18 protein-coding genes and 1 tRNA gene are annotated in these 19274 nt (G+C 61.0%); 11 read left to right on the top strand and 8 right to left on the bottom strand.

Going from position 1 to position 19274, the window contains the following annotated elements; translation table 11 throughout:
* From malQ to msrB, 4 genes are all read left to right on the top strand, one after another.
* Window positions 1–1959, top strand: a 1959-nt coding sequence (gene malQ, locus G5358_RS14760) for a 4-alpha-glucanotransferase (protein WP_421324348.1), incomplete at its 5' end; no start/stop codon positions are given.
* Between the two features lie 82 nt (window positions 1960–2041).
* Window positions 2042–4219 (top strand): 1,4-alpha-glucan branching protein GlgB, encoded by a 2178-nt coding sequence (gene glgB / locus G5358_RS14755; RefSeq protein ID WP_069529707.1) that lies wholly within the window; start codon window positions 2042–2044, stop codon window positions 4217–4219.
* Complete coding sequence (gene glgX, locus G5358_RS14750) at window positions 4219–6375, top strand: glycogen debranching protein GlgX (RefSeq protein ID WP_421324346.1); 2157 nt, start codon at window positions 4219–4221, stop codon at window positions 6373–6375. Before glgB ends, glgX begins: the two co-directional genes overlap by 1 nt.
* Before the next feature lie 68 nt (window positions 6376–6443).
* Window positions 6444–6830, top strand: coding sequence for a peptide-methionine (R)-S-oxide reductase MsrB (gene msrB / locus G5358_RS14745; RefSeq protein ID WP_069554900.1), 387 nt, complete (start codon window positions 6444–6446; stop codon window positions 6828–6830).
* 74 nt (window positions 6831–6904) lie between these two features.
* Here the strand turns inward: msrB and chrA are convergent, their stop codons facing one another.
* Together chrA and G5358_RS14735 are read right to left on the bottom strand one after the other, a co-directional pair.
* Entirely contained in the window at window positions 6905–8056 is a 1152-nt protein-coding gene (chrA, locus tag G5358_RS14740; protein ID WP_421324350.1) for a chromate efflux transporter, read from the bottom strand.
* Between the two features lie 82 nt (window positions 8057–8138).
* Entirely contained in the window at window positions 8139–8585 is a 447-nt protein-coding gene (locus G5358_RS14735) for a nucleotide triphosphate diphosphatase NUDT15 (RefSeq protein ID WP_064339420.1), read from the bottom strand.
* A gap of 154 nt (window positions 8586–8739) precedes the next feature.
* Between G5358_RS14735 and G5358_RS14730 the strand changes: the two genes are divergently transcribed.
* Complete coding sequence (locus G5358_RS14730; RefSeq protein WP_421324344.1) at window positions 8740–8937, top strand: hypothetical protein; 198 nt, start codon at window positions 8740–8742, stop codon at window positions 8935–8937.
* 145 nt (window positions 8938–9082) lie between these two features.
* Window positions 9083–9400 carry a hypothetical protein gene (locus G5358_RS14725; protein WP_005343224.1) on the top strand — a complete coding sequence of 106 codons (318 nt, stop codon included), beginning with the start codon at window positions 9083–9085 and terminating at the stop codon, window positions 9398–9400.
* Window positions 9401–9531: 131 nt separating this feature from the next.
* On the opposite strand, the gene G5358_RS14720 is transcribed toward G5358_RS14725, so the two are convergent.
* Both G5358_RS14720 and G5358_RS14715 read right to left on the bottom strand, forming a co-directional pair.
* Window positions 9532–10008, bottom strand: a complete 477-nt coding sequence (locus G5358_RS14720) for an Lrp/AsnC family transcriptional regulator (protein WP_005304871.1) — start codon at window positions 10006–10008, stop codon at window positions 9532–9534.
* Window positions 10009–10319: 311 nt separating this feature from the next.
* Window positions 10320–10943, bottom strand: a complete 624-nt coding sequence (locus tag G5358_RS14715; protein ID WP_042052419.1) for a helix-turn-helix transcriptional regulator — start codon at window positions 10941–10943, stop codon at window positions 10320–10322.
* 106 nt (window positions 10944–11049) lie between these two features.
* On the opposite strand from G5358_RS14715, the gene G5358_RS14710 reads away from it, so the two are divergent.
* Window positions 11050–12279 carry an MFS transporter gene (locus tag G5358_RS14710; protein WP_421324342.1) on the top strand — a complete coding sequence of 410 codons (1230 nt, stop codon included), beginning with the start codon at window positions 11050–11052 and terminating at the stop codon, window positions 12277–12279.
* Window positions 12280–12389: 110 nt separating this feature from the next.
* Window positions 12390–13208, top strand: a complete 819-nt coding sequence (locus G5358_RS14705; RefSeq protein WP_421313126.1) for a Cof-type HAD-IIB family hydrolase — start codon at window positions 12390–12392, stop codon at window positions 13206–13208.
* A gap of 51 nt (window positions 13209–13259) precedes the next feature.
* Here G5358_RS14705 and G5358_RS14700 read toward each other — a convergent pair whose 3' ends face one another.
* Window positions 13260–13823 carry a DUF2799 domain-containing protein gene (locus G5358_RS14700; protein ID WP_005362971.1) on the bottom strand — a complete coding sequence of 188 codons (564 nt, stop codon included), beginning with the start codon at window positions 13821–13823 and terminating at the stop codon, window positions 13260–13262.
* 206 nt (window positions 13824–14029) lie between these two features.
* Here G5358_RS14700 and G5358_RS14695 point away from each other — a divergent pair, with 206 nt between their 5' ends.
* A complete protein-coding gene (locus G5358_RS14695; RefSeq protein WP_421236387.1) occupies window positions 14030–14869 on the top strand; it encodes an isopenicillin N synthase family dioxygenase in 840 nt (279 codons plus the stop codon).
* A 211-nt stretch (window positions 14870–15080) separates the two neighbouring features.
* Complete coding sequence (locus G5358_RS14690; protein ID WP_005335722.1) at window positions 15081–16394, top strand: sodium-dependent transporter; 1314 nt, start codon at window positions 15081–15083, stop codon at window positions 16392–16394.
* A gap of 3 nt (window positions 16395–16397) precedes the next feature.
* On the opposite strand, the gene G5358_RS14685 is transcribed toward G5358_RS14690, so the two are convergent.
* Entirely contained in the window at window positions 16398–17117 is a 720-nt protein-coding gene (locus tag G5358_RS14685; protein WP_421206855.1) for a substrate-binding periplasmic protein, read from the bottom strand.
* Between the two features lie 431 nt (window positions 17118–17548).
* On the opposite strand from G5358_RS14685, the gene G5358_RS14680 reads away from it, so the two are divergent.
* Window positions 17549–18862 carry a sodium-dependent transporter gene (locus G5358_RS14680; protein ID WP_005362979.1) on the top strand — a complete coding sequence of 438 codons (1314 nt, stop codon included), beginning with the start codon at window positions 17549–17551 and terminating at the stop codon, window positions 18860–18862.
* 86 nt (window positions 18863–18948) lie between these two features.
* On the opposite strand, the gene G5358_RS14675 is transcribed toward G5358_RS14680, so the two are convergent.
* Together G5358_RS14675 and G5358_RS14670 are read right to left on the bottom strand one after the other, a co-directional pair.
* Window positions 18949–19122 carry a hypothetical protein gene (locus tag G5358_RS14675; protein ID WP_421324340.1) on the bottom strand — a complete coding sequence of 58 codons (174 nt, stop codon included), beginning with the start codon at window positions 19120–19122 and terminating at the stop codon, window positions 18949–18951.
* 75 nt (window positions 19123–19197) lie between these two features.
* Window positions 19198–19273, bottom strand: a tRNA-Val gene (locus G5358_RS14670).
* Window position 19274 lies beyond the last annotated feature (1 nt).

Below are 19274 nucleotides of genomic sequence, written 5' to 3'. Positions count from 1 at the left end.
GTTACCCTTGAGGTTCGCCTCCCCATCGAATTCGTCAACGACGCCCTCACCTGGCAGCTCCAGCAGGAGCAGGGTGCTGTGTTGTCCGGTCAATTCACCCCCATCGAGGGTGAGCTGGTCGGCGTGGCCGAATTTGAAGAGATGGAGTGCCAGGCCTATCGCGTCACTCTGGATATGGCCCCTGAGCTGGGTTATCACCAGCTGGTGCTGCTGGAAGAGGGCAATGACGAGCCGCTGGCCACCATGCGCCTCATCGTCGCCCCCAAGGCCTGCTACAAACAGGCGCCGATTGCCAATGGCCGCAAGGTATGGGGCCCGAGCGTACAGCTATACTGCCTGCGCAGCCGCCACAACTGGGGTATCGGTGATTTCAGCGATCTGGGCCAGCTGGTCGAGAAAGCCGCAGCCTGGGGTGCCCACTTCGTCGGCCTCAACCCTATCCACGCCCTCTATCCGGCCAATCCGGAGAGCGCCAGTCCCTACAGCCCCTCTTCCCGTCGCTGGCTCAACGTGGCCTATATCAATGTGGAAGCGGTGCCCGAATTCCAGCAGAGCGATCGCCTGAAAGCGGAAGTGGCAAGTCCTGCCTTCCAGCAACATCTGGCCGACCTGCGCGCCAAAGAGAACGTCGATTACACCGGCGTGATCCAGACCAAACTCGGCATGCTGCGTCAGGTGTTCGATGAAGCCACCCTGAGCGCCGAGCGTCAGGCCGCCTTTGATGCCTTCGTGGCCGCCGGTGGCGACAGCCTGCAACAGCAGGCAGCATTTGATGCCCTGCAGGCCCACTTCTATGCCAAAGGCGAAAATGCCTGGGGCTGGCCGGTATGGCCGCAGGAGCTGCGCGATTACCACAACCCTGCCGTTGCCGCCTGGATGGCTGAGCACCTGCAAGATGTCAACTTCTACCTCTATCTGCAGTTCCTGGCCGACGAGCAGCTGGCGCAAGCCGATGCCCGTGCCAAGGCTGCCGGCATGGTGATGGGTATCTACCGGGATCTGGCGGTGGGCGTCTCCGAAGGCTCCACCGAGATCTGGGCCAACCAGGATCTCTACTGCCCGAAAGCCTCGGTCGGTGCGCCGCCCGATATCCTCGGCCCGCTTGGTCAGAACTGGGGCCTGCCCCCGATGAACCCGAACAAGCTGTTTGAAGCGGCCTACCAGCCGATGGTGGACTTGTTCCGTGCCAACATGCGCTCCTGCGGCGCACTGCGTATCGACCACGTGATGGCCTTGCTGCGCCTGTGGTGGGTACCGCCCGGAGCGTCCGCCGCCAAGGGCGCCTACATCTACTATCCGGTCAACGATCTGCTGGGCATTCTGGCCCTCGAATCCCACCGCAATCAGTGCCTGCTGATCGGCGAGGATCTGGGCACCGTGCCGGAGGGGATCGACGTGACCCTGAAAGAGAACGGCGTTCACTCCTACAAGGTGTTCTTCTTCGAACGCTCCAAGGAAGATGGCGGCTTTATCTCCCCGGCGCACTACACCGAGCAGGCGATGTCAGCCCTGACCACCCACGACATGCCGACCCTCAAGGGCTTCTGGCATTGCGACGATCTGGCGCTCGGCCGTCAACTGGGTCTGTATCCGGATGAAGATGTGCTGAAGACTCTGTATGCTGATCGCCACCAGGCCAAACAGCGGATCCTCGACAGCCTGCATGCCCACAAGGTCATCTCTGACAACATCAGTCATGACGTGAACTGGGTCGGCATGAACACCGAACTCAACCACGGTCTGCAGATCCATATGTCCCGCGGCAGCTGTGCCCTGTTCAGTACCCAGCTGGAAGACTGGCTGGAGATGGACAAGCCGGTCAACGTACCGGGCACCAGTTACGAATACCCCAACTGGCGCCGCAAGCTTTCCGCTGATCTGGAAGATATTTTTGCCAATGAGGCACTCAAGGCACTGGCTGGCAAGATGAGCCAAGCCCGTGATGAGGCCAGTCGTTGAGACGCTGTCTCCCACAGCGCTCTCACCTAAATCCACTCCGGCTTCGGCCGGAGTGGATGCTCTGTCATGAAAGGAAATCTCGATGCTCGTTGAACGTTTGGTTGCTGCCCGCTGTTCCGATCCCTTCTCTCACTTAGGCCTGCAGGCCAATCCGGATGGGCCCGGCCTCAAACTGACCGCCTGGTTGCCTGATGCCCTCGAAGTTCGCGTCAAGGATCTCAAGTCGGGCAAAGTCGTTGCCACCCTGGCGCCCACCGATGAATCGGGTCTTTTTGAAACTGTTTTCACCCGCCGCAAAAACTCCTTCCCCTATCAGCTGCTCGCCAGCTACCAAGATGCCACCACCGAGGTCATCGACCCCTATCAGTTTCAGGATGCCGCCTGGGCAGGCCTGGCCGAACTGACCGCCCAGCCGGAAAACCTCTATCACACCCTTGGCGCCCAGCTGCGCACCGTGGAGCATCTTGGCCAGCAGGTGGAAGGGGTGCGTTTTGCGGTCTATGCGCCGAGCGCCACCGCCGTGAGCCTCATCGGCGATTTCAACTTCTGGGATGGCCGCCGCCACCCGATGCAGCGCAGCCTCTGCGGTCACTGGGTGCTGTTTGTGCCGGGCCTCAAGGCCGGGGATCGCTACAAGTTTGAGCTCAAAGACCCCATGGGCAACCGGCTGCCCCACAAGAGCGATCCGGTCGGCTTTTACTGCGAGCAGTATCCGTCGTTCGCCTCCGTGGTCTATGACCACGCCCAGTACCAGTGGCAGGATGCCGAGTGGATTGCCAGCCAGCACAACGACAAACGCGAGCAGCCGCTCTCCATCTATGAGCTGCACGTCGGCTCCTGGAAACGCCACCCCAACGGCGACAGCCTGAGCTGGCGTGAACTGGCAGTGGAGCTGGTCGCCTACGTCAAGGAGATGGAGTACACCCACATCGAGCTGCTGCCTGTCTCCGAGCACCCCTTCAGCGGCTCCTGGGGCTACCAGCCGGTGGGCATGTTCTCCCCCACCAGCCGCTACGGCACCGCTGATGATTTCAAATACTTCGTCGATCAGTGCCACCAGGCCGGGATCGGCATCATTCTGGACTGGGTGCCCGCCCACTTCCCGTCCGATGCCCACGGACTGGCCCGTTTCGACGGCACCCCGCTCTACGAATATGAAGATCCGCGCCGTGGCTGGCACCCGGACTGGAACTCCTACATCTACGACTTCGGCCGCGACACAGTGCGCCAGTTCCTGGTGGCGAGCGCCCTGTTCTGGCTCGACAAGTTCCACATCGACGGCCTGCGGGTGGATGCGGTCGCCTCCATGCTCTATCTGGATTACTCCCGCAACGCCGGTGAATGGGTACCGAACGTCGATGGCGGCAACCACAACTACGAGGCGATCAGCCTGCTCAAGTGGACCAACGAGGAGGTCTACGGCAAGTATCCCCACGCCATGACCATCGCCGAAGAGTCCACCGCCTTTGCCGGTGTCTCCCGCCCCACCTTCCTCGGCGGCCTCGGATTTGGCTTCAAGTGGAATATGGGCTGGATGCACGACACCCTTACCTATATGCAGAAAGAGCCGATCCACCGCCGCTACCACCACAACGACATGACCTTCTCCATGGTTTACCACTATGACGAGAACTTCATCCTGTCGCTCTCCCACGACGAGGTGGTGCACGGCAAGCACTCCATGCTCTACAAGATGCCGGGCGACGAGTGGCAGCAAGCAGCCAACCTGCGGGCCTACATGGGTTTCATGTACGCCCACCCGGGCAAGAAGCTCAACTTCATGGGCACCGAAATCGCTCAGAGCAACGAGTGGAACCACGACGCCCAACTGCCGTGGCATCTGCTGCAATATCCCAAGCATGCCGGTCAACAGCGGCTGATCCACGATCTCAACCACCTCTACCGTCATGAGCCTGCCTTGTATCAGGCCGATTATGAGCAGACCGGCTTCCGCTGGCTGGATCACAACGATGCCGACAACAGCATCTTTGCCTGGCTGCGGGCGGACAAAGAGGGCAAGCAGGCTATTGTGGTCGCTTGCAACTTCACCCCGGTGCCCCGTCTCGAATATCGGATCGGCGTCCCTGCGGCGGGCCACTATCGGGTGGTGCTCAACACCGACAGCGAGTATTACTGGGGTAGTAACTATGATGTAGGTCTGGTGTTCGCTGCCGAGCCGACCCCCTGGCAGGGGATGGCACACAGCATAGTGCTGGATCTGCCGCCGCTGGCGACCTTGTTTATCAAACAGGAGTCTTGATGCTTGTAATGGAAAAAGGGGTGGGCCACCCGCTGGGGGCCCGCCTTGACGAGAACGGTTGCCACTTCTGCGTCTGGGCCCCCCAGTCGGACAAGGTGGAGATCTGCCTGTACGACGAGCAGGAGCAGGAGCTGATGCGGCTGGAGCTGCCCGGCCGCCGTGGCCAGTATCGCTTTGGCTACGTGCGCGGCGTAAAGGCCGGTCAGCGCTACGGCTATCGGGTCTATGGCACCCCGCAGGAGGGGATGCTGTTCGATCCGCAAAAACTGCTCATCGACCCCTACGCCAAGGCGCTCAGTCGTCCCACCTACTGGGATGAAGCCCTCTATCAGGGTGACAGCGCCGGTATGATTGCCAAGTCGGTGGTAGTGGATGACAGCTTTGACTGGCAAGGGGTTGGCAAACCCGGGATCAGTCCAGCCCGCACCATTATCTACGAGACCCACGTCAAGGGCTTTACCAAGCAGCATCCAGGGATCCCCAAAGCGCTGCAGGGCACCTACCTTGGCATCTGTCACCCGCTGGTCATCGAGCACATGAAGAGTCTCGGCATCACCTCGGTGCAGCTGATGCCGGTGGCCGCCTTCATGTCGGAACCGCGACTGGAACAGCTGGGACTGACCAACTACTGGGGCTACAACCCCATCGCCTTCTTCGCCCCGGAGCCGCGCTACAGCACCAGGGCCGACGAGGCGGTGACCGAGTTCAAGACCATGGTGCGCGAGCTGCACCGGGCCGGGCTCGAGGTGATTCTGGATGTGGTCTACAACCACACTGCCGCCTCGGGCTTCGACGGCCCCACCCTCTCGTTCAAGGGCTTTGACAACGCCGGTTACTACGCCTTCGAAGCGGGCCCCCACGGCCCGGACTACACCCGTCATGCCAACGTGACCGGCTGCGGCAACAGCGTCAATCTGGATCACCCAAACACCCTGCGACTGGTGCTCGATGCCCTGCGCTACTGGGTCACCGAGATGCAGGTGGATGGCTTCCGTTTCGATCTGGCGGTGACGCTGGCGCGGGAAGCAGGGGAGTTCGAGCCCATGGGCGCCTTCTTCAAGGCCGTGATGGCCGACCCAGTGCTGTCACAGGTCAAGCTCATCGCAGAACCCTGGGACATCGGTCCCTTCGGCTACCGGCTGGGTCAATTCCCGAGCCAGTGGCAGGAGATCAATGACCGCTACCGCGACACGGTGCGCGCCTTCTGGCGCGGTGATGCGGGCAAGATGGGGGACTTTGCCACCCGCTTGGTAGGCTCGCGGGATATCTTCCCGAAGAACTGGCGCTCGCCTCACAGCAGCGTCAACTACCTCTGCTATCACGACGGTTTCACCCTGGAGGATCTGGTCTCCTACAACCAGCGCCACAATCAGGCCAACGGTGAAGACAATCGGGATGGTCACGGCAACAACCTCTCCTATAACCACGGGGTAGAGGGGCCGACCCTGGATCCGCGGGTCAACAGCCTGCGCCAGCAGCAGAAGCGCAATCTGATTGCCACCCTGCTGCTCTCCCAAGGCACTCCCCACTTCCTCGCCGGCGACGAGATGGGCCGCAGCCAGCTTGGCAACAACAACGCCTACTGTCAGGACAACCAGATCAGCTGGGTCAACTGGCAGTGGCGGCCGGAGGATGAGCGGCTGTTCGCCTTCACCCAGCAGATGATGGCGCTGCGGGCAGAGTCCAGCGTCTTCTCCAACCTGCAACTGAGCGACGACAGTTGGAATGGCACCCCGTCCAGCTGCCATCAGGTCAACTGGTATCACCCGGACGGCCACCAGCTCACCGATCAGGATTGGCACGCCCCCATGGGGCAGGCGTTCGCCATGGATATCGGCATGATCAACTGTGTCGGCGAGCGCTGGTACGTGCTGTTCAACGCCAGCGATTACGACATCCAGTTCCGCCTGCCACCGCCGGGGGAAGGGCTGGAGTGGATCCAGACCATCGACACCGCCACCAACGATGGCCTCCCCTTCCTGCCCGATGACATCAAACGGCAGGTGGCAGTCGGCCGGGCACACTCCCTCAAACTGCTGGAGCGGGTGGCATTGTCCAGCACGGCGGAGGATGCCCAGCCACCGCAGCAGGAAATTCTCCCTGCATCCGGTGAGGAGATGGTTGCCACCTCGATCACAGATACAGGCAAAGCATAAGAGGCATGCTGGAGTCAGCTTTACGGAGCCGCTATGCTGGGCTCCGGTATGGATGGCAAGGAGTCGGTATGAGCAGTAACAATCCGGAACAGTGGCGCAGCAAACTGACCCCCGAGCAGTTTCATGTCTGCTGGGAGAAGGGCACCGAGCGCCCCTACAGCGGCGCCCTGCTCCACAATCGCAAGAGCGGCGACTACCTCTGTGTCTGCTGCAAGAGCGTGCTGTTTCACTCAGGAGCGAAGTTTGACTCCGGCTGCGGCTGGCCCTCGTTCGACAAGGCCATCGAGGGGACGGTGGAGTACACCGAGGACAACAGCCACGGCATGAAGCGGGTGGAGATCACCTGCCGCCAGTGCGGCTCTCACCTCGGTCACGTCTTCCCCGATGGACCGACCGAGACCGGCCAGCGCTACTGCGTCAACAGCCTGAGTCTGGATTTCGAACCCGAGGTCTGAACGGTTTACCCATTGCAATAAAAACGGCGCCTCCGTTATGGAGGCGCCGTTTTTTTATCGGGATTTCACCGGCTTCACGCCAGCAGGATAGCAGCCATCACCAACAGGGCCGCGATGGCCGGCACCGGCAACTTCAACACCCGCAGCAGATAAAAGCCGATGGCCGCCAGCGCAAGATCGGTCGGCGCCAGCACCGCACTCTGCCACACCGGCTGATAGAGGGCCGCCAACAACAAGCCCACCACGGCGGCGTTGATTCCGGTGACGGCCCCCGCCAGACGGGGCCGGGCCAGCCACTGTTGCCAGCAGGGGCCCACCGCCCAGAGCAGCAGAAAACCGGGCACAAACAGCGCCATGGTCGCCAACAGGGCCCCGATCAGCGGCATTTCGGGTTGCAGCTGGGCGCCAAGATAGGTGGCAAGGGTAAACATGGGGCCCGGCACCAACTGGGCCAGGCTGTAACCGGTCAGAAACTGCTGCTCGTTGAGAGTGTGTCCCACGCTCTCTTGCAGTAGCGGCAACACCACATGGCCACCGCCAAACACCAGACTACCGGCGCGATAGAAGTCGGCAACCAGCTGGCCAAGCGGGCTACCGAGCAGCGGCAGACCGATAAAAAGGATGCCAAACATCAGCAGGGTAGGCCAATGAAGCTGACTGCTGGCGGCAGAAGGTAGCTCGGCGGAGGCTGGCACACTACCCGCCCCGCTCTGGCTGCGGGCGCAGATCAACGCCGCTCCCGCCAGCATCAACAGTTGAGTCAGCAGACCGGGCTGCCACCAGAGTGCGGCAGCGGTCACCACCATAATCCCTTGGGTCATTCCAGTGGCACAGAACTGACGACTCATGGTGAACACCGCATCGGCCACCACGATAAGCGCCAGCAGCTTGAGGCCGTGCAAAGCCGCATCGAGCCACAGATTGCTGCCCAGCTGGCCGATGCCGATCGCGGCCGCCAGTAGCAGCAGAAATGAGGGCAGCGTGAAGCCAAGAAAAGCTGAGAGCGCCCCGCCCAGACCGGCGCGATGACGACCGATGGCGAAACCAAGCTGGCTGGAGGCGGGCCCCGGCAGCAGTTGGCACAGCGCCAGCAAGCGGGCAAATTCGGCCTGTGTCAGCCAGCCAAGCCGCTGGACGAAGGTGCGCTGGAAATAGCCGATATGAGCGGCCGGACCACCAAAGCTGATGCAGCCCAGCCATAAAAACTGAATAAATACCTGTCCCACGCTCTTCTCCCTCATCCCTCTTCTCCCGATGGAGAGGGGATATTATGACAGCGCGATGATCGTTTTATGACAATCAGACTGATTAGGCCGACACCATGGGCATATCACCCGGCAAATAGCAGCGTCCCGCCAGCCAGCAGGCGATGGACTGACGGCTGGCGTCGAAATGGGGCTCGGGCAACGCGCGCGGATCGCACCAGACCCAGCCTTCGCACTTCTCCGGCTCCAGCAGTTGCGGCTCACCATCGGCCTTAGCGTGCAGCGTCACCGAGATATAGTGCAGCCCGCTCTCGCGCCATGTCTCCAGATTGTTGGTCACCGCCACCACCTCGGGCCCGTGGATCTCAAGTCCCGTCTCCTCGGCCACCTCGCGGATCGCCGCCGACTCGAAGCTCTCCCCCAACTCCAGATGACCACCCGGGATCGACCAGTAGGGGGCATGGCTCCCTTTGCGTTTGCCAAGCAGCACCTGGCCTTGGGCGTTGGTCAGGATGACGCCGACCCCGACGCGGGGATAGAGAGTGGACATGAAAACGCTCCTTCAATCAGGCAATAAAACGGCCTCACCTTAGGCCCAAGGAGGGCACAGGGCAAGCCCCGGCTGCACGGCACCTGCGGCCGTCAGTGGTCCCCCCCCCTTGCCCCTTAACCGGTTATCACTGATGCTGGGGAGTGAAGCCCGGATGGAGAGGTCATCCCCATCCTCTCAGTCCCCCAACTCGCTCGCCATCGATGATGCCGACGCCTGGCAGGCCATTTGCAAAGATGGCACCCGGGTTCGCGCCGTGGTGGCAGAGGGGATCTGTGGGGATCATCGTGGGGTAGCCATGTGGACGAATAAGCCAAGAGAGGAACGGATGGCAGAAGAAGCCGCCAAATAGTGTGATCTAGACACCATAAAATGACACTGCCGGCCAATTGGCCGGATTTTTTCGCGATCTCGCCAGCACTTTGCCACCTTGTTCATGGTGCGCTCAGTTTTCTGTTCCCATACTGGCCCTACAGTTCCAAAAGAGGAGAGACAAGATGCAAACATCCATCGTCGGGCTCTCCATTCTGTGGGGGCTAGCCAGTTTTGGTGTTCAGGGGGATTTCATCGAGAGCCGTGATTCCGTTGCGCCATCCTGGCAAGCCGAGTCCAGAGTGGAGATGGAAGGTTATCTGATTGAATCGCTTGGCGAAGATCGCTGGCTGTTCGACAACGGCAGCGAGAGCCTGCTGGTCTCCCTGCCCGAAGGGCAGTGGGTGCCGACCGGCGAGCGGCTGCGAGTCAGCGGCGAACCGCAGCAGGAGCAGAGCGGCTGGCTGCTGCAGGTGGAAGACATCAGCCAGGTCAGCGTCTGACCACGGCAGTCGCCCCGTCACCGCGACAGCTAATCCAGACCCGATAACCACGACCGAATAACCAAGAGCGAATAGCAAAAGAGGAGGCCACTGGCCTCCTCTTTCTGTTTATATGAGCGGTTTGCGCGGGCTCACCCCAGATGGTTGAGCGGCAGCGCCGTCTTGTGCTTGATGCGACGCAGCACGAAGCTGGAGCGCACTCCGGTCACCCCCGGAATATGGGTCAGCTTATCCAGCAGGAAGTGCTGATAGTGCTCCATGTCGCGCACCACCACCTTGAGTTGGTAGTCGGCATCATTGCCGGTGATGAGGTCACACTCCAGCACTTCGGGCAACTCGCTGATGGCGCGATCGAAGTTTTCGAACCGCTCGGGCGTGTGTCTGTCCATGGATATATGAATGTAGGCGGTGAGGGTGAGGCCAAGCTGGCGGGCGTTGAGCAGAGTAACGTGGGTGTCGATGAGACCGGCATCCTCCAGCGCCTTGACCCGGCGGGAGCAGGGGGACGGCGAGAGCCCGACCAGCTCGGCCAGTTCCAGATTGCTGATGCGGCCATTCTCCTGCATCAGCTCGAGAATATGTCTGTCTATGCGATCAAGTTTCAGCATTTACCCTTCCTCGTTGCAATGACTAATCCACTTTTCCTAGATTAAGGGTGAACTATTGCAAAAACAACCGAAATAAGTGGTTACTTTGCAACCACTCACCGGCATGGGAGGGATACTATGGTTACATCTTCCGGTGGCAAAGCAGATACCTGACCGGGTCTCTGCGGTGAAGGACCTTACCGGGTCAAGAGCCCCATCAGCCGTCTTACCTTATCGGGAAACGACGGGCTGGAACGAGAGAACCCCCTCCCCGAAGGCAACAAAGCAGGCATCCCGGCGCCTGCTTTGTTGTTTTTGGGTGTTTGGCGCAATCAGAGCGCGGGCGGCGTAATGCGATAGAGACAGCGATGCGCCCCCTCCAGCAGATATTGCTCCCGCTCCACCGTCGCCGGCGCCAGCAGCTGGCGAAACAGCGCCAGCTCGCTGCGACAGAAACCGCGGCAGGTGCGCGCCGCCGCACAGATGGGACAGTGGCTCTCCCACAGCAGCCAGCTGCCATCCTCTTCGCGGCGGATCTCCGCCATGTAGCCCTCGCGAGTACGCAGCTCCTTGAGCGCCGCCAGCCGGCCAGAGAGGCCATGGGACCCCAGCGCCTCCTGATAGCGAGCAAGCATCTGCTGCTCCCGCTGCTGGATCAGCCGTTCCATCCCCTCCTCGCCAAACAGCTCGCGCACGTTGTCGATCAGCTGCACGGTCAGGTCGCTATGGCTATCGGGGAAGCGCTGCCAGGCCTGCTCGGTGAGCTGCCACAGCCGCACGGGACGACCGCGCCCGCGCGCCTCGTCGCTGAATGTGACCCACCCCTCCTGCTCCAGCGTGAGCAGGTGCTGGCGGGCGCCCATGGAGGTCATCTGCAACTGCTCCCCCAGCGCGGCGGCGCTCTGCGGGCCATGGCTCTTGAGCAGAAACAGGATCTTGTCGGTGCTTGCGTTCATGATCTCATTATGGGGAGCGCCCTTTATTAAATCAACAATTCACTTTACTTAATCCCGTCTATGAACCAGCATAAATAAACCAATAACTTTACTTAATGGGTGCAGCATGGAGAAACACGAGCACAAAAATCCCCTCTGGGTGCTGGTCATGACGGTCACGCTGGCAGTTGCAGGCTTCAGTCTCCCCTCCCCGGTGTTGGCTCCTTTGCTGCTGGAGCCGGCCCACGGCATGCTGACGCCGGATTCCTCCGACTGGAGCCGCAAGGTTTGGCTGGGGGTCATCATGGGGCTCTATCCCCTGTTCCAGCTGGTGGGCAGTCCCTGGCTCGGTCGCCTCTCCGACCGCTATGGCCGCAAGCCACTGCTGTTGCTCTCGCTGGCGGGGGTACTGGCAGGCTATGCCCTGATGGCACTCGGTATCGCCTGGCGCTCCCTCCCCCTGTTGCTGCTCAGCCGGATTGTGGAGGGGCTGTGCAACGGCAACATCGCCATCGTGCAGGCGATGGCGGCGGATCTCGCCGGCAAGGAGCACAAGGCGCGCAGCTTCGCCTGGATCAACATCGGTATGAATCTGGGCTGGGTCGTGGGGCCGATGATCGGGGGCTACGCCGCGGTGATCTCGGGGGATTACAGTCTGGCCGCCTGGCTGGCGGTAGGAATGACCCTGCTCAACCTGCTGCTGGTCTACTGGCTGATCCCCTATCGTCCGCCGGTGGCGGCCACCCGTCAGGCAGCGACCCTCTCCAGCCGCCAGCTATTGCTGCAACCGGCCCTGCTCCCATACTTCGCACTCACCCTGATCAGCTATGGCGCCGTGCAACTCTATTTCACCTACTTCAACATCTGGCTGGTAGAGCGGCTGGCCTGGGATCCGGCCCAGCTGGCGCAGGCGGCTGTGCTGGTGAGCCTGCCCATGATGGCGGGCTCCTGGCTCGGCTCCCGCATCGCCCGTCACTGGCGCGGCAGCTCCCTCGGCATTGTCGGCCATCTGGTGATGGCGAGCGGCATGCTGCTCTTTATCCTGCCCGTGCACTGGTGGGGACTGGCGCTTACCTTCGTTCCCGCTGGCATCGGCATGAGTCTGGGGGAGCTGGCCACTTCGGTGGCGATCTCCAACCGCAGTCACCCGGAGCAACAGGGGCAGGCGATGGGGCTCTACCGCGCCCTCGCCGTAGGCAGCGAGATCCTGGCGGTGCTGCTCGGCAGTCTGGTGCTGCTGGCCGGTACCGAGTGGCCCTTCTATCTCGCCACCCTCTGCTCCCTTGCCAGTGCCGCCGGTTTCTATCTGCTGCGTCGCCGTGCCGACCGTCGTCAACAGCTGGCCAGCTGCACCTGAGCCACGAAGGGATCACAGTTCGGCGCTTCGGCTGCGGGCAAGACTTGCATCGGGGCGCCGGGTCTGGGACGGTAAGGCTCTTTGCGGATTTGTTCGATGCTGGAGGAGCTATGAGTGAGTACAAGGCCATCGCGCTCGATATGGATGGCACCCTGCTGACCCGGGATCACAAGATCTCGTCGGCCACCCGGGCAGCCCTGGCGCAAGCCCGCGCCCACGGCATCAAGGTGCTGCTGGTCACGGGACGCCACTACATGACGGCACGCCCCTTCCACCACGAGCTGGCCCTCGACACCCCCCTCATCTGCAGCAATGGCGCCTATCTCTATGATCCGGTGCAAAACCGGATCCTCAGCGGCGACCCGCTGGCGGCCGCCCCGCTTACCGAGCTGCTGGCCGCGGTCGAGGCGCAGCAGATGGGCGCCCTGTTCCACCTGAGCGAGGGGATCGGCTACATCGGCTGCGAAGAGCATGTCACCCGCATCCGCCATTGGTCGGCCAATCAGCCAGACCACCTCAAGATCGCCCTCCACCCGGTCGAGGAGCTGGCAGGCTGGCTCGACAACCCGGTCTGGAAACTGGAGCTGTTCAATCAGGATCCGGCACGCCTGCACACCTTTATGGGCGAGGTGGTCGAGCAGATACCCTTTACCCGCGACTGGGCGGCCCCCTATGCGGTGGAGCTGGTACAGCCCGGTTGCAGCAAGGGCAACCGGCTTGCCCAGTGGGCAGCCAGCGAAGGGATTGCGATGGAGCAGGTGGTGGCGTTTGGGGATAACAACAACGACATCAGCATGTTCGAGCAAGTTGGGCTGGCGGTGGCCATGGGCAATGCGGCCCCGCAGATCCAGAGCCATGCCCATCGGGTCACGGCCGACCACAACGAAGATGGTATCGCACTGGCACTGCAGCGCTGGGTACTGCCCTGATCTGACAAGATGCAACATGGCCAGCACGCGGGCTGGCCATGAAGAGAGGGATTAACCGCCGAAGGAGAACTGGATCACCCGATCCGGATAACGCAGACGGTTGTACTCCCGGCGCAGGGATTCGTAGTGGCGAATGGCTCGATCGCGCTTGGCACGGTAGTAGTCGCGCTGTTCCGTGTTGGTTTCGTTGCGGATGCTGCGTTCAAGCGTATCGATATCCCGCTCGGTACGCTCCAGCTCGTCGCTGATCTCCCGCAGGCGGGCAGCCAGTTTGTACTCTTCGTAGCCACGCTGATACTGCTTGAGGAAGCTGGCGTCATTGGGGCATACCCCCAGATAAGCCTGCCCCTCCTTGCCCTTGCTGTAAGCCAGCTCGGGAATGCAGTAGAGCTCCAGCCCCTTGTCGTAGCCCCGTTTCCACTCGGCCTCATCCACTTTGAGGCCATATTCGCTGCAAGACGAAACGTAATCGCGGGTCGCCTGACGGGTTTTGCCTTCCGATCCATCCTGATAACCCAGGTTGTACCAACTCATGGTACGGCACTCATCTTCTGACAGGGCACTGCATCCCGCCAGCAATACCGGCAGGGTCAGCAACAGGATTTTGGGGGACATGAACAGACTCCGGAAAAGATAGTGAGCGGCATTCTAGAGAGGATAAAAGGCCATAACAAGGGATGCGCCCCCGTGTGATCTGGCGCGGTTTATTTGATGCTTTTGTCACTATTCAACGCAGTGCCAGACGGGCGGCCAACCCGCTTTCCTTGTTATCAGGTGCAAGGTAAACTGCGCCATCTTTTAACTGGCGCGCAACAAAAACAATGAAAGTCCTGACCGTCGATTACCGCTCACCCGATGCGGCCCAACGCTTCACCGAATCCCTGCGAACCACCGGCTTTGGCGTGTTGACCAACCACCCCATTCCGAAAGAGCTGGTGCAGTCCATCTACGACAACTGGTATCGCTTCTTCATGAGCGAGCAGAAGCAGGATTTCCTGTTCAACCGCGAAACCCAAGATGGCTACTTCCCGCCGTCGGTCTCCGAGGTGGCCAAGGGCCATAGTCAGAAAGACATCAAGGAGTACTTCCACATCTACCCCTGGGGCCAGATACCGGAAGAACTGAAGGAGCAGGCGATGGAGTACTATCGCCTCGCCAACGGTCTGGCCGCCGAGTTGCTGGGCTGGGTCGAGCAGCACACCCCGGCCGATATCGCCGCTCACTACAGCTGCCCCCTCTCCTCGATGATCGAAGAGAGCCAGAAGACTCTGCTACGGGTGCTGCACTATCCGCCGTTCGATGGCACCGAGGAGCCGGGCGCCATCCGCGCCGCCGCCCACGAGGATATCAACCTGCTTACCATTCTGCCCGCCGCCAACGAGCCGGGGCTGCAGGTGAAGGGTTCCGACGGCGAATGGATGGATGTGCCGTGTGACTTTGGCACCCTCATCATCAATATCGGCGACATGCTGCAGGAGGCCTCTCGCGGCTACTATCCCTCCACCACTCACCGCGTCATCAACCCGACCGGTGGCAGTGCCAGCAAGTCACGCATCTCGCTGCCGCTGTTCCTCCACCCGCGCCCGGATGTGGTGCTCTCCGAGCGCCATACCGCCCACAGCTACCTGATGGAGCGGCTGCGGGAGCTCGGGGTGATCTAGTCCGCCGACGAACAGTTGTCAGAGACCAAACCGGAGCAATCTCGCTCCGGTTTTTATTTGGTGGCAGGATTGGGTAAAAAACAGAATTAAATTAGACAATCGTGCCAATAAATCGCATTTATACCTGATAACCGTCGTAGTGATTGCGCCGTGACCTCCGTAACATGAGCGCCATTCTGCCCCTGCCAAGGGGCGCTCGATTGGAGTTCTTATGAAGCAGTCCCAATGGTCATCCCGACTCGGCTACATCCTCGCTGCAGCGGGTTCCGCGGTCGGTATCGGCGCAATCTGGAAATTCCCCTATGTCACAGCCGTCAACGGCGGCGGCGCCTTCCTGCTGGTCTTTCTGCTGTTCAGCTTCACCCTGGGGGTTGCGGTACTGATGGGGGAAACCCTGCTCGGCAGCATGAGTCGCCGCGGGGTAGTCGGTGCCTTCTCCGATCTGCTCGGCAAACAGTGGCGATGGGTTGGGGTAATGGGGGTGATCTCTACCCTGCTCATCTACTGCTTCTACAGCGTGGTGGGCGGCTGGACCCTGGGCTATACCGGCATGGCCATCTCAGGCCAGCTCAACCATGGGGATGCGGCGGCCCTCACCGCCCGCTTCAATGACTATGTCAGCGGCGACGTCTGGCCCATTCTCACCCATCTGCTGTTTGCCGCCCTCACCTGGATGGTGGTGCAAGGCGGCATTCAGAAAGGGGTGGAGCGCACCCTGCGCTGGATGATGCCGGCCCTGTTCCTGATGATCCTGATGCTGGTCGCCTTTGGCCTCACCCTGCCCAATGCGATGGCGGGAGTACGTCACTTCCTGATGCCCGACTTCAGCAAGCTGGGGATGTCTGGCGTGCTCGATGCCATGGGACTGGCCTTCTTCTCCCTCTCCATCGGTCTGGGCATTCACACCACCTACGGCGCCTATCTGCCGACCAGCGAAGGGGTTGGTCGCTCCAGCCTCTGGGTGGTGCTGCTGGCCAGCATGGTGGCGGTACTGGCGGGGCTGATGATTTTCCCGGTGCTGGCCTCGACCGGTATCGACCCGGCCTCCGGCCCCGGTCTCACCTTTATGACCATGCCGGCGGTGTTTCAGCTGCTGCCATTCGGTCAGGTGCTTGAGGTGATCTTCTTCGCCCTGCTGGTCTTTGCGGCGCTCTCCTCGGCCATCTCCCTGCTGGAGCATTTGCAGTGCTTCCTGTGCGAGACCTGGGGCTGGTCACGCCGCACGGCCTGCAGCGCCATCACTGGATTCGTCATGGTTAGCGGTGTTCCGGTCAGCCTGTCGTTTGGCCCGTTGCAACACGCCACCCTGTTTGGCAAAACCATTTTCGAGTTGCTGGACTTTGTCACCTCCAACCTGATGATGCCGCTGTTCGGCCTGATGCTGACGCTGCTGCTGGGCTGGAAGCTGGGGCGCAAGGCACTGCCGCAGGGGATTGCCAGCCACTGGCATCACCTGCTGATGAACTGCTGGCGCTGGATTGCCCCCTTGCTGATCGGCGGGATCTTGATTCGCGGTCTGGTGTGACGGTTACTCTTCGCGGGTGGGCTGATCGGCCCGCCCCTGGGCGGCTCTGACGGCCTCCAGGGCATGTTGCCAGCGGGTGATCTCGGCATCATCCGTTCCCTTGGAGAAGACGATATAGAGACCGGCCTGATGGAGCAGCACGCCACTGCTGACGATGCTGCGCCGGGATAACCCCATCTTGTCGAGGGTGGCCTCCATCACCAGCTCCGCCATCGGCAAGGCATCGATCTTGCCCAGCATCAGCCGCTCTATCGCCTCCCCGACCGTCTTGTAGCGCACCAGATTGGTGTAGCCCTCATGGGTCAGCCGCACATCATCGGCATTGCCCAGCACGACCCCCACTCTGGGCAGATCTCGCAACTGTGCCAGCGAGGTCAGCGGGTGGCGACTATCTGGCGCCTGATAGATAAAGACCCGATTGATAAAGAGCGGGCCAACCCATTTGAAATGGGACTCCCGCTCCGGGAGCCGCTGTACCACGAACAGTCCATAGCCGGGCTCGACCCGTGCCAACGCCAGCGCCCGCTTGAGCGGGTAAATCCGCACCGGATAACGGGTGCCAAGCTCCTCCTGCACCTCATCGATCAGGCGAATGGCGAAGCCATCGAGCTTGCCGTCGCGGTATTCGGTAAAGGGGGGTAAGTCGTGACTCAGCAGGGTTAATCCGGGCTGCGCCGACACACTCAGGCTGATCAGCAACCAGGGCAACATCATCCATCTCATACGATATCCTGTCTCATCGTTGTTCCCGTCAGCGCCATGTAGCAGTCACTAGTTCCAGAAGAAGCTACGTCGATTATCGCCCAGTAAATAGCCGCAAGGTAGAAAAGATACGGCCCTGCGAGGTTCTCCCCCATTGAGCTGTACGTATAGCCAGAGTGGTGACAGCGGCACACATAAAAAATTTTGATTTTATGTGTCAATTATTCTTTCCATGGTTTAGGCTGTTTCCTCATTCATTAGTCAGGTTGTCACCTCATGTCTGCCATCCTCGTGCTGTTTGGTCGATTTTTTAGCTCGCAAGAGAGGTGACCTTGCACGCACAGTTTTTCTGAATGTTCATTGCAAAGGTCGCCTCAGGCGGCCTTTTTTATGGTCTGTCGTTTATTGCTACAGAGGAGTATTGCTTCGATGTCGTGTTACCCGGAGGTTGTATGAGCCAGGTTCAGTGGTCTTCCCGTCTCGGTCATGTGCTGGCCGCAGCAGGCACAGCGATTGGCCTTGGTGCCATCTGGAAGTTTCCCTATGTGACCGCCACCAATGGCGGTGGCGCCTTCCTGCTGGTGTTTCTGCTGTTTAGCTTCACCCTGGGGGTAGCGGTACAGGTCGGCGAAACCCTGCTCGGCAGCCATAGCCAGCGCGGGGTGCTCGGCGCTTTTCGCAAACTGGTGGGGCCGAACTGGCGCTGGATGGGGTATATGGGGATCGCCTGCGGCTTCTTTATCTACAGCTTCTACAGCGTGGTGGGCGGCTGGACCGTGGGTTACGCCGCGCTGGCGATGGCTGGCAAGCTCAACCTGAGCGAGGGGAGTGCCCTCACCGCCCTGTTCAACGGCTATGTCAGCAACCCCTGGTGGCCGGTGCTGACCCATCTGATTTTCGCAGGCCTGACCTGGTGGTTCGTGCAGGGGGGTATTCAGAAAGGGGTTGAGCGGGCACTGCGCTGGATGATGCCCGCGCTCTTCATCATGATGTTGCTGCTGGTTGGGGTCGGTCTCTCCATGCCGGGCTCCATGGCGGGTGTACGCCAGCTGCTGCTGCCGGACTTCTCCATGCTGACCGGCCAGAGCGTGCTGGACGCGCTGGGACTGGCCTTCTTCTCCCTCTCCATCGGGCTAGGGGTACACACGACCTATGGCGCCTACCTGCCCAATAGCGAAGGGGTACTGCGCTCTGGGGTCTGGGTCGTCACCCTGGCAAGCCTGATCTCGGTACTGGCTGGGCTGATGATCTTCCCGGCGCTGGCCTCCACCGGTATCGACCCTACCGCAGGGCCCGGGCTCACCTTTATGACCATGCCTGCCGTGTTCAGTCATCTGCCGTTCGGTCAGGGGCTGGGGGTGGTCTTCTTCCTATTGCTGCTGGTCGCTGCCCTCTCCTCCTCTATCTCCATGCTTGAGCATCTGGTGCGCTTTACCACCGAGGAGTGGGGCTGGTCGCGTCGTGGCGCCTGCCGGGTGTTGACCCTGCTCATCATGGCCTCCGGCATTCCGGTGAGTCTGTCGTTCGGCCCCTGGAGTGATCTGACCCTGTTTGGCAAGACCATCTTCGAGCTGCTCGACTATCTCACCTCCAACCTGATGATGCCGCTGTTTGGTCTGGTACTGACCCTGCTGCTGGGCTGGCGCCTGGGTGATGCCATTCTCCCTGTGGGCCTGTCACCCGCCCTGCGTCTGGCGCTGCTCTGGTGCTGGCGCGTGGTGGCGCCGCTGCTGATCAGCGGGATCCTGATCCGCGGGATCATGTAGCACCTTGCGCATCTTTGCGGGCAGGCCTTGGCCTGCCCTTTTTATTGCTGGCGTTTGCTTTATTACAGGCGTTCATATGAGCAGCATCACGATGGACAGGAGTGCAGTCGGGCAATCTCGGAAGAGCAGGATGAAGAAGGGTCGGAGTGGCAGAGCGGCAGAGTGGCAGAGTGGCAGAGCGGCAGAGTGGCACAATAAGAGGTGGCGTTCGGCTCGCCACACCGGCAACAGAAGAAGTTGAAGTACTGAATTGCGGGCAAAAAAAATCCCCATCTGAGTGGGGACTTTCTCTGCAACTGAAGCTGAAGCTGATATCTCAGCTTCGCTTGCGAATATGGTGGTCGTTACTGGGATCGAACCAGTGACCCCCTCCTTGTAAGGGAGGTGCTCTCCCAGCTGAGCTAAACGACCT

This window comes from Aeromonas sp. 604176 (genome assembly GCF_049170755.1).
Taxonomy (GTDB): Bacteria; Pseudomonadota; Gammaproteobacteria; order Enterobacterales; family Aeromonadaceae; genus Aeromonas; species Aeromonas veronii_A.
The sequence above is the reverse complement of the archived record's forward strand: the minus strand, read 5'-3'. Positions and strand labels throughout refer to the sequence as shown.